Origin of the sequence: Mesonia aestuariivivens, assembly GCF_019311235.1 — a bacterium.
Lineage (GTDB): Bacteria > Bacteroidota > Bacteroidia > Flavobacteriales > Flavobacteriaceae > Mesonia > Mesonia aestuariivivens.
The window spans coordinates 92026-105844 of the sequence record NZ_JAHWDF010000007.1; the positions used below are offsets into that span (position 1 = coordinate 92026).

At 33.7% G+C, this 13819-nt stretch carries 10 protein-coding genes; 1 reads left to right on the plus strand and 9 read right to left on the minus strand.

The window, feature by feature from the left end:
* Nucleotides 1-8: 8 nt before the first annotated feature.
* Nucleotides 9-3293 (minus strand): SusC/RagA family TonB-linked outer membrane protein, encoded by a 3285-nt coding sequence (locus tag KW502_RS08165; protein WP_219040059.1) that lies wholly within the window; start codon nt 3291-3293, stop codon nt 9-11.
* A 287-nt stretch (nt 3294-3580) separates the two neighbouring features.
* Here KW502_RS08165 and KW502_RS08170 point away from each other — a divergent pair, with 287 nt between their 5' ends.
* A complete protein-coding gene (locus tag KW502_RS08170) occupies nt 3581-4630 on the plus strand; it encodes a LacI family DNA-binding transcriptional regulator (protein ID WP_219040060.1) in 1050 nt (349 codons plus the stop codon).
* Here the strand turns inward: KW502_RS08170 and KW502_RS08175 are convergent.
* From KW502_RS08175 to uxaC, 8 genes are all read right to left on the minus strand, one after another.
* A complete protein-coding gene (locus KW502_RS08175; protein ID WP_219040061.1) occupies nt 4599-6215 on the minus strand; it encodes a UxaA family hydrolase in 1617 nt (538 codons plus the stop codon). The two genes, KW502_RS08170 and KW502_RS08175, sit on opposite strands and share 32 nt — an antisense overlap.
* A 33-nt stretch (nt 6216-6248) precedes the next feature.
* Entirely contained in the window at nt 6249-7703 is a 1455-nt protein-coding gene (locus tag KW502_RS08180; RefSeq protein ID WP_219040062.1) for a tagaturonate reductase, read from the minus strand.
* Nucleotides 7704-7724: 21 nt separating this feature from the next.
* Nucleotides 7725-9014, minus strand: coding sequence for a TRAP transporter large permease (locus KW502_RS08185; protein WP_219040063.1), 1290 nt, complete (start codon nt 9012-9014; stop codon nt 7725-7727).
* Entirely contained in the window at nt 9011-9478 is a 468-nt protein-coding gene (locus tag KW502_RS08190) for a TRAP transporter small permease (protein ID WP_219040064.1), read from the minus strand. The genes KW502_RS08185 and KW502_RS08190 overlap by 4 nt, the downstream gene beginning before the upstream one ends.
* A gap of 9 nt (nt 9479-9487) precedes the next feature.
* Nucleotides 9488-10474: a TRAP transporter substrate-binding protein gene (locus tag KW502_RS08195; protein WP_219040065.1), complete on the minus strand. Its 987-nt coding sequence runs from the start codon at nt 10472-10474 to the stop codon at nt 9488-9490.
* The gene (locus tag KW502_RS08200; RefSeq protein WP_219040066.1) at nt 10471-11142 is read right to left on the minus strand and encodes a bifunctional 4-hydroxy-2-oxoglutarate aldolase/2-dehydro-3-deoxy-phosphogluconate aldolase; all 672 of its coding nucleotides are present in this window, start codon (nt 11140-11142) and stop codon (nt 10471-10473) included. The genes KW502_RS08195 and KW502_RS08200 overlap by 4 nt, the downstream gene beginning before the upstream one ends.
* A 225-nt stretch (nt 11143-11367) precedes the next feature.
* Nucleotides 11368-12390 carry a sugar kinase gene (locus KW502_RS08205; protein WP_219040067.1) on the minus strand — a complete coding sequence of 341 codons (1023 nt, stop codon included), beginning with the start codon at nt 12388-12390 and terminating at the stop codon, nt 11368-11370.
* A complete protein-coding gene (uxaC, locus tag KW502_RS08210; RefSeq protein ID WP_219040068.1) occupies nt 12391-13794 on the minus strand; it encodes a glucuronate isomerase in 1404 nt (467 codons plus the stop codon).
* Nucleotides 13795-13819 lie beyond the last annotated feature (25 nt).

Consider the following 13819-nt stretch of genomic DNA (forward strand, 5'->3'; position numbering starts at 1 on the left):
CCTTTTTTTTAAAATGTAACATTTAATCCTGCTAAATAAAATCTACTTCTTGGGTAAGCTGCGTAATCTACTCCAGGAGTTAATGGATTACTTCTTCTTGTGTTTGCTTCAGGATCATAACCTGTATAATTTGTAATTGTAAATAGATTATTTACTGTTCCATAAATTCTAAAGTTAGAAATAAATTTTAATTGATCCAATGCAGATTTAGGAAGCGAGTATCCTAAAGTTAAGTTACTTAACCTTAAAAATGATCCATCTTCAATTGCATAAGAATGTAAAATATATTGTCCCGCAGGTGGAGTCCACAAGGTTGTATTTTGATTTAATTCTGCCAATCCTTGAGGGTCTGTAACTTTCACACCATTTGCATCAAACCATTTCCAACTATTGTTAACAGAAGTAAGCATATTATTATCTCTATATAAATACTGGGTTGTAAATTCTACTTTATTAGCATTATAAACATCATTTCCTAAAGAGAAATTAAAAAACATACTTAAATCAAAATTCTTGTATCTAAATTGTTGATTTAAACCTCCAAAAAAGTCAGGTTGAGAATTCCCTAATACTTTTTTATCGTCATCATCAATTACTCCGTCATCATTTAAATCTCTAAGTTTTAAATCTCCTGGATTAACACCTCTAGCACCTAATGCTGCAGCACTAGAACTAGGCACTCCTTCTTTTAAAGTGTAGCTTTGTGTAGAAGCATCGTAATTAAAATCGTCTAAATCGTAAAAACCTTCTGTAACGTAACCGTAAAACTGACCTACAGGTTGATCTACTTCAACTTTAAAATCTCTAATATTATTTACCCAACCCGAAGTTTCATAGTAAAATTCTAAATCTTCTCCTGCAGTATTTGTTCCTAAACTTATAATTCTATTATCATTGGTAGAAATATTAAAGTTAGCATTCCATCCAAAATTTTCAGTATTAATAATACTTGCCCCTAAAGTTAATTCTAAACCTTTATTTCTTGTTTTTCCTGAATTTTGATATTGATAATCATACCCACTCGTCTGAGGGATTTTTGCTCTTAATAACAAATCTTCTGTATCTGTAATATAAGCATCTAAACTTCCGTATATTCTATCATCAAAGAATCCAAAATCTATACCCGCATTTTTAGATACGGTAGATTCCCATCTTACTTTTGGATTAGCTAGCTCTGATGGAGGCGCTGCTCCTGGCGTTATTGATTGCCCAAAAGCATAACCATAGTCACTAGAAGTATCATAAAAAGTTTGATATAAAAATGCTGGAATTCTATTATTTCCCGATTCCCCATAACTTAATCTTAGTTTAAGATTAGATAAGAAATTTGAATCTTTCAAGAAATCTTCTTTTGAAGCATTCCAAGCTAAAGAAACAGAAGGGAATGTTGCATATCTATAATCTTCACCAAAAACGCTTGACCCATCTCGTCTTACAGAAACTGTCGCTAAATATTTTTTCTTATAAGAATAATGTGCTCTACCAAAGAAAGACAACAATCTATCTATTGATACTGAACTCCCTGGAGCATCTTGCACCATACCGTCTGGAGGCGTAGCTTTTTGAATTCCAGCAAAAGCTTGTTGAGGACTTATATTTTCTGGCAACCATTTAATATACATTCTTTCAGACTCTCCGTCAGTTTTTACAGTTTCCTGTCCCACTAATACATCTAAACGATGTTTTCCCGAAAACGTTTTAGAAAAATTTAAAGTATTAGAATTAGTTATTCTTCTAGATTGACTTCTTCTTAAATCTATTACTGGCATTTCTGCATTTGCTCTAGCAACACTAGTCACTTTACCATTAAAGCTATTTACTTTACGATCATTCTGAACATAACCAAGAACAGATTTAAATGTCAGGTTATCTGTAAGGTCAAATGTTAAGAAACTATTTAAAATTAAATCGTTTCTATAATCATCCTGAATTTCGTTATTCACCAACTTCAACGGATTCACTAAATTTGTTAAGGTAGCATAGTTAGGATCAAATACATCTACAAAATCATCGTTATTAGGACCAATAAACGGCTGATACCTTACTGCATTTCTTAATCTATTTGAACCTTGAGAACCTGTATTTGATGTTCCGGCTCCTGAAATTTTTCTTCTACTATATCTTGAATTTACACCAAATTTAACTCGATCACTAATTTTATGATCAAATTTAAAGTTAGCCATACTTCTTTTATAGCCCGATTTTAGCATAATCCCTTCCTCTTCCACATGGTTTAAAGCTAAACTGAATGTTGTTTTAGCAGTACCACCTGTAACGGTAAGGTTATGAGTCTGATTAAAAGCATCTCTACCAAAAACCTCTTCTTGCCAATTTTGCATTTCAATAGATTTATAAATATCTAAATCTTGATATTGACCATATCTATTTACAAAAGTGCTAGCTAATTGCTCATCTCCAGGAAAGTTATAAAGACCATACTGATATTGTACAAAATCGTAAGGATTCATTACATCTAATTTATTCACAATCTTTCTAACCCCCGCATATGTATTATAGTTTACTTGAGTAGGCATTGCTTTACCCCCCTTTGTTGTAATTAGCACTACACCGTTAGCACCACGCGCCCCATATATAGAGGTAGAAGCCGCATCTTTTAAAACATCGATAGTTTCAATCTCTTGAGGCGATAATATAGACAAGGCATTATCTACCTGAATACCATCTACAATATATAATGGACTGTTATCCTGAGTAATAGAAGTTCCTCCACGAACTCGAATATTAACTTCAGCCCCAGGAGCTCCTTCAGATTGAGTTACTCTTACCCCAGCCAAACGCCCTTGTATAGCTTCCGCAGCACTATTTACAGGCATATCTTTTATTTGTTCTTGATTTACAGAAGAAACTGCAGAAGTAAGCTCTTCTCTAGAAACCTGAGAATAACCTACAATTACCAGTTCTTCAAGCTGATTAGTTTCAGCTTCTAAGCTAACATCAAAATTTCTTTTTTCACCAACCTTCTGTGTAACCTTCTGAAAACCAACATACGTGAATTCCAAAATGCTTTCTTGACTAGCTACAACGATTTCGTAATTACCATCAAAATCAGTAGTAGTTCCGTTAGTTGTACCTTGTTCCATCACGGTTGCGCCTACTAATGGTACACCTTGATCATCTAACACAGTACCTCTTATTGTTAGTTCTTGCTGATAAAGAATTGTAATTTCTTCTTTAGCTATCACTTTGGTGTTAACCGCAGAGAGATTAAATGGAATAATCATCAGCGCAGCTAAAACACACTGAAAATTATTAATTGTAGATTTTTTTCTCATAATTTAAGTATTCAATTATATAAATCTCATTTTATAGAATTACCTGTTCAGAATATAACAGTTGTAATCGATTGCACTAAAGTATATATTTATTACCAATATCCAAAAAAAAACTTATAAAAATTAATAAAAAGTTAAATTAAAGAATTAATACTATTAATAAAACATTACATAGATGCAAAAATTACCATATTGTTAAGTAATACTAAAAAAAATATTATCTTGTACCTCTTTGATAACTGGATTGTATAAAAAATACAATCGATTACATCTATAAAAATTACTAAATGGCAGAAAAAATAACCATTTACGATATATCTAACAAATTAAACATTAGTGCTGCTACTGTTTCTAGAGCGCTTAATAATAACCCTAAAATTAGTTTAAAGACTAAAGAATTAGTGTTAAAAACTGCAGCCGAGATGAACTATAAGCAGAATCGTTTAGCACAAGCTCTAAAAAGTGGGAAGACTAATAATGTTGGGGTTATTGTTCCTTATATTAACAGAAGTTTTTTCTCTAGTGTAATTAGAGGTATTGAAGAAGAGCTATCTCCTCACGGTTACCACGTGATCATATGTCAAACCCATGAAGATGTTCACAATGAAATTGAACAAATAAATACGCTTTTAAACACACAAATAGATGGTATCTTTATGTCTGTTGCAAAAACAACTCAAGATACCAAACATATTGAAAAAGTGGTTAAAGAAAATACTCCTTTAATATTTTTTGATAGGAAGAAGAATATCGACGGAATTAGCTCTGTTGTTATAGACGATTTTAAGGGTGGTTATTTAGCCACAGAGCATCTCATTAAACAAGGATGCAAAAAAATTGCTCATTTTTCTGGAGATTTAAATCTAGAAATTTATAGAAATAGGCATGAAGGTTACTTAGCAGCTATGAAAGATTATGATGTAACGGCTATCCCTAAATTCAGTATGCAAGTAAATAGTAAAATAGAATCTGGTTCGACTGCTATTAATGATTTATGGAATTTATCAGAACAGCCCGATGCTATATTTTCTGCTAGTGATTATGCAGCTTTAGGAGCTATTCAAGAATTAAAAAGGAAAGGCATTAAAGTTCCAGAAGAAGTTGGTGTGGTTGGTTTTAGTAACGAACCTTTTACCAAATATATGGAATTACCCATAACCTCTGTAGATCAAACTCCCGTAGAAATGGGTAGAAATGCTGCCAAAGTCTTTTTAGAACAAATAGAAGGGAGCAAGACACTTAGTATTGAAAAGAAAGTGGTTCTTACTCCCAAATTAAATATTAGAGAATCTTCTAATCGTGAGCTTATAAAGAAACTCCTCGTTTCCAAGGAATAAAGTCGTTTTGATCATTCTGATCGGCTTTAGAAATGGTTTCACCACTGGCTACCGATACAATATATTCTAAAATTTCTTCGCCCATTTCTTCTATGGTTTTTTCACCTTTTATTACACCACCACTATCAATATCGATAATATCAGGCATTCTTCCTGCTAAAATTGAATTGGAAGCGACTTTAATTACGGGTGAAATTGGGTTTCCTGTAGGTGTGCCTAATCCGGTAGTAAAAACCACTACATTAGCACCAGAGCCAACCATTGCCGTTGTACTTTCTACATCATTACCCGGGGTACACAATAAATTTAATCCTGGTTTGGTCACATACTCTCCGTAATCTAAAATATCTTGAATAGGTGATGTTCCTCCTTTTTTTGCGGCTCCAGCAGATTTCATTGCATCGGTAATTAAGCCGTCTTTAATGTTTCCAGGAGACGGATTCATATCAAAACCTGAACCAGCTGCTTCTGCAGAATCTTCATAAGCACGCATTAATTTTAAAAAACGTTTTGCTTTTTCTTCATCTACACAACGGTTCACCAACTCCTGCTCTACACCACATAACTCTGGAAATTCTGATAAAATAGGTGAACCTCCTAAGGCTGAAAGTAAATCGGATGCGTAGCCCAACGATGGATTTGCTGAAATTCCTGAAAAACCATCTGAACCTCCACATTCTAATCCTAATTTTAGTTTAGACAAGGGTGCTGGTTTACGTTGAATTTCATTGGCTTTTTTAATTCCGTCAAAAGAATCTTTAATGATTTTAGCTAGCATATCATCTATAGTTCCTTCTTGTTGCTGTTCGTAAATTAAAATGGGTTTATCTAAATCTGGATTAATAGCATCTAACGCATTCTGAAAAATATCAATCTGAAGGTTTTGGCATCCTAAACTCAACACCGTTGCTCCAGCTACATTAGGATTATTTACATAACCCGCCAATAGCTTTGATAAAGCGACAGAATCTTGCCGAATACCTCCGCAACCGCCTTGATGTGTTATAAAACGCACATCTACATTATCAAAAATAGGATCTTCATCTGGGGTATTATCTTCAGCTAACTCTATATTTTCTCCGCTAATTAAATTTCGAAGTAATTTTCGCTGTTTACTAGATTTGTGAAAAGAAAGTTCTTTTTCAAAAACATCTTTTAGCAATTCTACATTTCTATTTTCACAAAATACTAACGGAAAGAACAACCAAACATTTTGTGTACCTACCTGACCGTCATTACGGTGATAACCATTAAAGGTACGGTCTTTCCATTTTGAAATATCTGGTGCCGTCCAACTTGTGGTTTCTGTTTTACCTGAAGTGCTACTGGCTTGGTGTTTTACATTATCTACTGTGAGCACATCACCGCGTTTAATACTTTCAGTAGCTTTACCGACCAATACACTATACATAAAAATCTTATCTTCTGGCGCTAAATCGACCATCGTGATTTTATGTTTGGCTTTTACATCCGATAATATAATGATTTCTTCACCTTCAAAAGTAAGCTTATCTCCTTGCCATAAATCGACTAAGGCAATGGCTACATTATCATCTGGATGTACTTTTATGAGTTTATTCTTCATCTTCTTCAATTTTAAACTGAAATATTTCAGTAATTATTCTACCTCAACCTTTTCTGAAAATTGCTGGTAACCTTCCTTTATACCTTTGGTTTCAATAAGTTCTAAAGCCATTGCTATATGGTTCTTTAACTCTGGTATCTGAGTTAAATCTTGATCCCAAAATTTTTCGTTTTTCAATACCGCTTCACTAATCTCTTGATAACTATGCAATTCCCAAACTCTTTTAAGCTCTGCAACTACAGCTTCATCGTCTTTAATTGGTAGCGTATGGTTATTCCATTCTCCTTTATAAAATCTTATAAGACAAGCAAATGCAAAAGTAAGATGCAAAGGTAATCGATTACAATCTTTTTGAAAAGCTAATAAACTTGGTAATACTCTTACTTTAAATTTTGAAATTGAATTTAAAGCAATACTCGCCAATTGGTGTTTGATAAAAGGATTTCTAAAACGGTCTAACACTTCTTCAGAAAAAGTTTTTAATTCGTCTTTAGATAAAGAAAGTGTCGGATTAATTTCTTTAAAAATTGCTTCTTTAACAAACGCTCCTGTAAACTCGTGATCTACGGTTTCTTTTACGGTTTCATTCCCAAAAAGAATCGAAAAAGGAACCATCGTGGTATGTGCACCATTTAAGATTCGAACTTTTCTAGTTCGGTATGGTTGCATATCTTTCACTATTAAAATATTCTCGTCAATTTTATCGAATGGAATTTTAGCTTTTAGTGCTTCTCCTCCTTCGATTACCCAAAGTAAAAATACTTCTGAGGAAACAATTAAAGTATCTTCAAATTCTAACTGACTTTGATACGCATCGATATCGTCTTTTGGATAACCTGGAACAATACGATCTACTAATGTATTATGAAAGCTATTGCTTTGATTGATCCAAGTTACAAAATCTGCTTCTAATTTCCACAATTCGGCATACTGAAGAATTATTTTCTTCAATGTATCGGCATTATAATTGATTAATTCACAAGGAATAATCGTTAATCCTTTAGTTATATCTGCATTAAAATGTTTAAACCTTCTATATAATAAAGCCGTTAGTTTTGCAGGAAAACTCTTATGCGGTGTTCCTTCTAAAGTATCGGTTTCATCGTAAGCAATCCCTGCTTCTGTGGTGTTAGAAATTATAAATTCTAAGCTTTCTTCTTCCGCTAATTTTAAATATTCTTTGTAATCTGTGTAAGGATTAATTCCTTTCTGAATACACGAAATTGTGCGTTGCTCTTGTATTTCCTTACCTTGTTTTACGCCCTTCATAAACAAGTTATATAAGCCATCTTGTTCATTGAGCATTTTTACTAATCCGCCGGATAAAGGCTGAATTACCGCTACACCAGCATTAAAATCTGCTTCTTTATTTAATTTATCGATTACAAAATCGACAAAGGCTCTTAAAAAGTTTCCTTCGCCAAACTGAACTACTTTTATTGGTAAAGTTGTCGTGATATTTGTATTTTTTCTTGTTAATCTTTCCATCTTATGAATGCTAATTATTTTTTATTCAAATAAACTTGGTAACCACAGACTAATTTGTGGTATGTAGGTAACTAATATAAGTACAATTGCCATCACTACATATAAGGGTAGCAAAGGCTTAATTACTTTTTGAATGCTGGTTTTTGCGACTCCTACTCCTATAAAAAGTACAGAACCTACTGGTGGTGTACATAAACCAACACATAAGTTCATCACCATAATCATTCCGAAGTGAACGGGATCTACTCCTAAACTTTCCATAATAGGTAAAAAGATTGGTGTAAAGATTAGTATGGCTGGAGTCATATCCATAAACGTTCCTACAAAAAGTAAGAGTAAATTAATGATAATGAGAATAACATATTTATTATCACTTAAACCTAACAAAGCATCACTTACTGTTTGCGGTATATTTTCAAAAGACATTACCCAAGACATTCCCATTGAGGTGGCAATTAATAACAATACAATAGATGTAGTGACTACAGAACTTAAAAAGATCTGAAATAATTTCTTCGGATTAATTTCTCTGTAGATCGCAGCTAAAATTAACGTATACAAAACCGCAATTCCTGAGGCTTCTGTAGCTGTAAAAATTCCTGAAACAATACCTCCAATAACTACCACTAATAATAATAAACTTGGTAAAGCATCTAAAAAAGTAGACCCTATTCTTTTTACGTTTGTTTTTTGCCCAGATGGATATTTTTTCTTTTTAATCCATACCGCTGCTACTAGCATTAACGACAATCCCATTAAAATACCTGGAATGTAACCTGCTAAAAATAAACTAGCGATAGAAACACCACCACTAGCCAATGAATAGACTATGAGTACGTTTGAAGGCGGTATAATTAAGCCTGTAGTGGAAGCTGTCACATTTATTGCCGCTCCAAATTCTTTAGAGTAATTTTCTTTTTCCATGGGTGGTCCTAAAATCCCTCCAATCGCAGATGCTGCCGCAACTGCTGATCCTGATATTGCACCAAAAAGCATGGCTGCAATTACATTCACATAAATTAAACCTCCAGGTAGTGAGCCTATGAGTGCTTTTGCAAAATTAATGAGTCGATGAGCAATCCCGCCCTGATTCATAATTTGACCGGCGAGAATAAAAAATGGAATTGCTAATAAAGAAAAACTATCTAATCCTGTGGCCATACGTTGCGCCATTGTGGTAAATGCCGCAAGAGAATCTATAGATACTACTAAAGTTAATAAACAAGAAATACCAATAGACCAAGCTACAGGAACTCCTAAACTTAAGAGTATTAAAAATGAAATAACTAACAATAAAATTTCGGCAATCATACTAAATACTTTTTACTGTTAAACACTTCATTTAATTTATATACAATTATTAAACATCCGCTTATAGGCAAAACAATATAAACCACCGATAGCGGTAAATGTAAAGCTGCAGAAGTTTGGCCTAGTAAATAACTAATATAGACTAGATTTCCTCCTCCTATAATTAGGGCAAATAAAGAAAAAGCAATAATTAAAATATTAATCCCTACACGTAAACGAATACGATTTCGTTCGTTTAACTTAGGCGGAAGTATATTAATTGCTAAATGTTCTTGTTGTCCAGAAGCGTAAGCCGCTCCTAAAATTCCGATCCAAATCATTAGATACCGAGCAATTTCTTCGGTAAATGAACTTGGATTTTGTAATACATATCGAGAAAATACTTGCCATAAAACAGCAATTACAATCAAAGCCATTAAAAAGACTAAAACCGTTCCCAGTATTTTATCTAAACTTTTTTTCATGAATCAATATTATTTAATAGCTTGAATAGCTTCTATGGTTTTCTTCAATTCAGGATCTTCCTTAAATTTATCATACATGGGTTGCACCATTTCTCTAAATTGTTCTTTTTCTGGATAGGTTACTTTTACACCTGCTTTTTTAATTTCTTCTAATGCATGTAGTTCTGCTTCTCTCCAAATTTCTTTTTCATATTCTGAAGATTCCATGGCAGCTTCTTTTACCCACTTTTGTTCTTGCTCAGTAAGCTTATTCCAAACTACTGTACCAATTAAAAGTTCATCTGGAAGCGCAGTATGCTCATCGACCATAAAATGCTTACAAACCTCGTAGTGATATGATAAATAAAAGCTTGGCAAATTATTTTCTGCACCATCTACAATACCTTGTTGTAAGGCAGTATATAATTCTCCCCAGCTTACTGGTGTAGGAGAACCTCCCAAATATTTCACCATATTCATCGCCGTTTGACTTTCCATTACTCTCACCTTTTGTCCTTTTAAATCTTGTGGAGAGTTTAATGGTTTAGTGCTATAAAAACTTCTACTTCCCGCATCGTAGAAAGTTAATCCTTTCAATCGATTTCGTACACTAGACTCTAAAAGTTTTTCGCCTATTTCGCTTTCTAAAACATTAAAGCGATGCTGACGATCTTTAAATAAAAAAGGCAATCCGAAAACTTTTAATTCTGGAGCAAAATTTTCTAAAGTTCCTGTTGAAACTTTAGTCATTCCTAAACTACCGATTTGTAAAAGCTCAATAAGCTCTCTTTCTGAACCTAATTGCTGACTTGAATAAATATCTACTTTTAACCTTCCATCAGATTTTTCTTCAATACGGTCTGCCATAAATTTCATGGCTTTATGTACTGGATGTGAAACATCTAAAGCATGACCTAAGCGAATTACTTTAGTTTGCTCATCTTTTTTACAAGCTGAAAAAACTAAGGTAAAAACTAAAAGTGCTGCTACTGCTATTTTCTTTTTGAATGAAATCATTTCTTTAAGCTTTCTACAATTTGAATAGCTTCACTCACCTTTGCTTGCACTTTGTTCAAGTCGAAATTTCCTTCTTCATTTTTAATAAAAAGTTTAGAACCAATTCCAACACAGTGAACACCTGCTTCAAACCACTCTTTTAAATTCTCTTCAGTTGGTGAAACTCCACCTGTAGGCATAATGCTAGACCAAGGTAACGGTCCTTTTACTGCTTTTACAAATGATGGTCCGCCTACTTGAGAACCCGGAAAAATCTTTACAACCTCTGCTCCTAATTCTTGTGCGTAGTTAATTTCCGTAACAGATCCGCAACCCGGCATCCAAGCTACTTTTCTACGATTACAGGTTGTAGCCATTTCAGCATTAATTAAAGGAGAGACAATAAAATTTGTCCCTAATTGAAGGTATAATGCGGTGGTTGCAGCATCTATTACAGAACCTACTCCTAACATCATTCCTGGTAATTCTTTATTGGCATATTTTACTAATTCGGTAAAAACTTCGTGTGCAAAATCACCTCTATTGGTAAATTCAAATACACGAGCTCCACCATCGTAACAAGCTTTTAATACCTCTTTGCAAGTCTGTACATCTGCATGGTAAAAGACAGGAACGATACCTGTTTCCTTCATTTGTTGTGCGACTGCTATTCTTGAATATGTTGCCATTTATTAATGGTTATAAATTAATTTATTTACTATTTGTGATTCTGTTTTTAGAACGAAATCACATTACATGATCGACAGAATGAGATCCTGAAAGAAATTCAAGATGACCTAAAAATTGTTTCTCGATACTATTTTAATTCCGCTTGCGCTTCATTAAAATCAATCGAAGTGACGATTACTATAATTTAGCTTAAGGTCTATATTCTAATATCTGACTTTCTAAATCTATCTTTTTATTCTTCCGCCGGTACTTCCTTCCGCTACTTCTAAAACTTCTTCAGGGCTTACCAAATTAGCATCACCTAAAATGGTATGTTTTAAAGCACAAGCTGCGTTTGCAAATTCTATTGCTTTTTGATCGTCAAAATGAAGTAATCCATAAATAAGTCCAGCTGCATAAGCATCTCCCGTACCTATTCGATCTACTACATTGGTAATTTCTAATTGTTGTGTTTCGATATATTCTGAACCTGTCCAAGCATGAGCATAAACTTTTTGCCAACTTGCACTTACTCCTTCTCGTATTTTATCGAACACTTTTTCTACGGAAGGACATTCTTTTATCAACGCTTTACTAGCGGCAATAAATCCTTCCTTAGAAAAATTAAAATCAGTTTTTAAAATCTCATTAATTTCATTAACGCCACCAATAAATATGGTAGACATCCCTACTAATTCTTTTAAGACTTCGTGACCATCTTTACCGTATTTCCAAAGATTACTACGATAGGCAGGATCTGCGGTTACTGCTATTCCTTTTGCTTTAGCTACTTGCAAGCCTTCTTTTAAAGTTTGATAAGCACCTTCTGAAATTGCAGGAGAAATCCCCGTCCAATGTAAAAAACCAGCATCTTCTAAAACTTCTTCCCAATTTACACTTTCTGGTATAATATTGGCAAAACTTCCTTGTAAACGGTTATAAGCGATTTTGCTAGCTCGAAGCCCAGAACCTACTTCTAAAAAATAAAGCCCAAGTGGGTGATCTACTTTATTGACCGCCGATACATTAATGCCAAACTGGCGCATAGCAGCAATAGCAGCATCACCTACTAAATCGTTTGAGACATTAGTCACTTGTTGTGTTTTTTCGCCAAAATAAGCAAGCGAAGCCGCTACATTCATTTCTGTTCCTCCAAAGTAGAAATCCATCGATGTTGCCTGCGGAAGCTTTCTGTTTTCCGCAGGTGATAATCGCATTAAAACTTCTCCGAAAGAGACAATTTTTTTATGTTGAGTTGAATTTTTCATCTAAAAATTGAAATAATCGTTGGCGTTTCCGTAGCAAATATTAGCAATGGTTTTTCCTACCAACTCCATATCTTGTGGTAATTCACCTGAAACCATTTCTTTTCCGAAGAGATTACATAAAACTCTTCTAAAATATTCGTGTCTTGGGAACGAAAGGAAACTTCTAGAATCGGTTAACATTCCAATAAAACAGCTAATTAAACCCATATTAGAAAGCGCATTCATCTGCTTTTCCATTCCGTCTTTTTGGTCTAAAAACCACCAACCAGAACCCCACTGTACTTTTCCTTTTATACTACCGTCGTTAAAGTTACCAATCATAGTGGCAAAAACTTCGTTATCGGCAGGATTTAGGTTGTACAAAATGGTTTTTGTTAATTTATCTTTACCGTCTAAAGTATTTAAAAACTGAGATAATTTTTCAGCTTGACTGTAATCTCCAATAGAATCCCAACCTGTATCTGGACCTAATTGTGCCAACATACGCTTGTTATTGTTACGAAGCGCACCTAAATGAAATTGTTGTACCCAACCAAATTTGTGATATGTTTCGCTTAAAAATAATAATAAAGCCGTTTTGAATTTTTCAGCATCTTCTAAAGAAACAGTTTTTCCTGCTAATTTAGCTTTTAAAGCAGCATCAACTTCAGCATCTGTAAATTCTGAAAACGACATTGAATTTAATCCGTGGTCGCATAATTTACATCCGTTTGCATCAAAATATTCAACACGCTTTAATAACGCATCTTTTAAATCTTGAAAACTCTGAATATCTACTTCTGCAACTTTTCCTAATTCTTTTAAATAATCGGTATAACCTTCAGCATCAATTAAAATTGATTTATCTGGGCGAAAAGCGGTACTAACTTTAATCCCGATATTTTGTTGTTTGATAGCTTGATGATGCTTTAAATTATCTGTAGGATCTTCTGTCGTACATAAAGTCTCTACATTCATCTTATTCAACAAACCTCTACACGAATTCTCTTTTTGCTGAAGCTGTGCATTTACATTTTCATAAATGGAAGAAGCGTTGTTCTCATTCAGCAATTCATCAATACCAAAATAACGTTTCAATTCTAAATGCGTCCAATGGTATAATGGATTTCTAAGTGTATGCGGAACTGTTTTTCCCCAAGCTTCAAATTTTTCTTTATCGCTTGCATCACCTGTAATAAACTTTTCGTTTACTCCCATAGTTCGCATTGCACGCCATTTGTAATGATCGCCATTTAACCATACGCGAGAAATATTCTCGAATTGCGTATCGGCTTCAATTTGAGCCGGAGGTAAATGGTTATGGTAATCTATAATAGGTTGGCTTTTCGCATACGAATGGTAAAGTTGTTCTGCGAATTTGTTTTCCAACAAAAAATTATCGGTAATATATGTTTTTGTACTCATTTTTTTAAATTTCAATTTTTAGAAG

What these genes read in the sequence shown, in the direction of transcription:
- KW502_RS08185 (WP_219040063.1), bottom strand. Translation starts at nt 9,014, where the DNA reads ATGATTGCCGAAATTTTATTGTTAGTTATTTCATTTTTAATACTCTTA.
- KW502_RS08200 (WP_219040066.1), bottom strand. Translation starts at nt 11,142, where the DNA reads ATGGCAACATATTCAAGAATAGCAGTCGCACAACAAATGAAGGAAACA.
- KW502_RS08180 (WP_219040062.1), bottom strand. Translation starts at nt 7,703, where the DNA reads ATGGAAAGATTAACAAGAAAAAATACAAATATCACGACAACTTTACCA.
- KW502_RS08165 (WP_219040059.1), bottom strand. Translation starts at nt 3,293, where the DNA reads ATGAGAAAAAAATCTACAATTAATAATTTTCAGTGTGTTTTAGCTGCG.
- KW502_RS08205 (WP_219040067.1), bottom strand. Translation starts at nt 12,390, where the DNA reads ATGAAAAATTCAACTCAACATAAAAAAATTGTCTCTTTCGGAGAAGTT.
- KW502_RS08175 (WP_219040061.1), bottom strand. Translation starts at nt 6,215, where the DNA reads ATGAAGAATAAACTCATAAAAGTACATCCAGATGATAATGTAGCCATT.
- KW502_RS08190 (WP_219040064.1), bottom strand. Translation starts at nt 9,478, where the DNA reads ATGAAAAAAAGTTTAGATAAAATACTGGGAACGGTTTTAGTCTTTTTA.
- KW502_RS08195 (WP_219040065.1), bottom strand. Translation starts at nt 10,474, where the DNA reads ATGATTTCATTCAAAAAGAAAATAGCAGTAGCAGCACTTTTAGTTTTT.
- KW502_RS08170 (WP_219040060.1), top strand. Translation starts at nt 3,581, where the DNA reads ATGGCAGAAAAAATAACCATTTACGATATATCTAACAAATTAAACATT.
- uxaC (WP_219040068.1), bottom strand. Translation starts at nt 13,794, where the DNA reads ATGAGTACAAAAACATATATTACCGATAATTTTTTGTTGGAAAACAAA.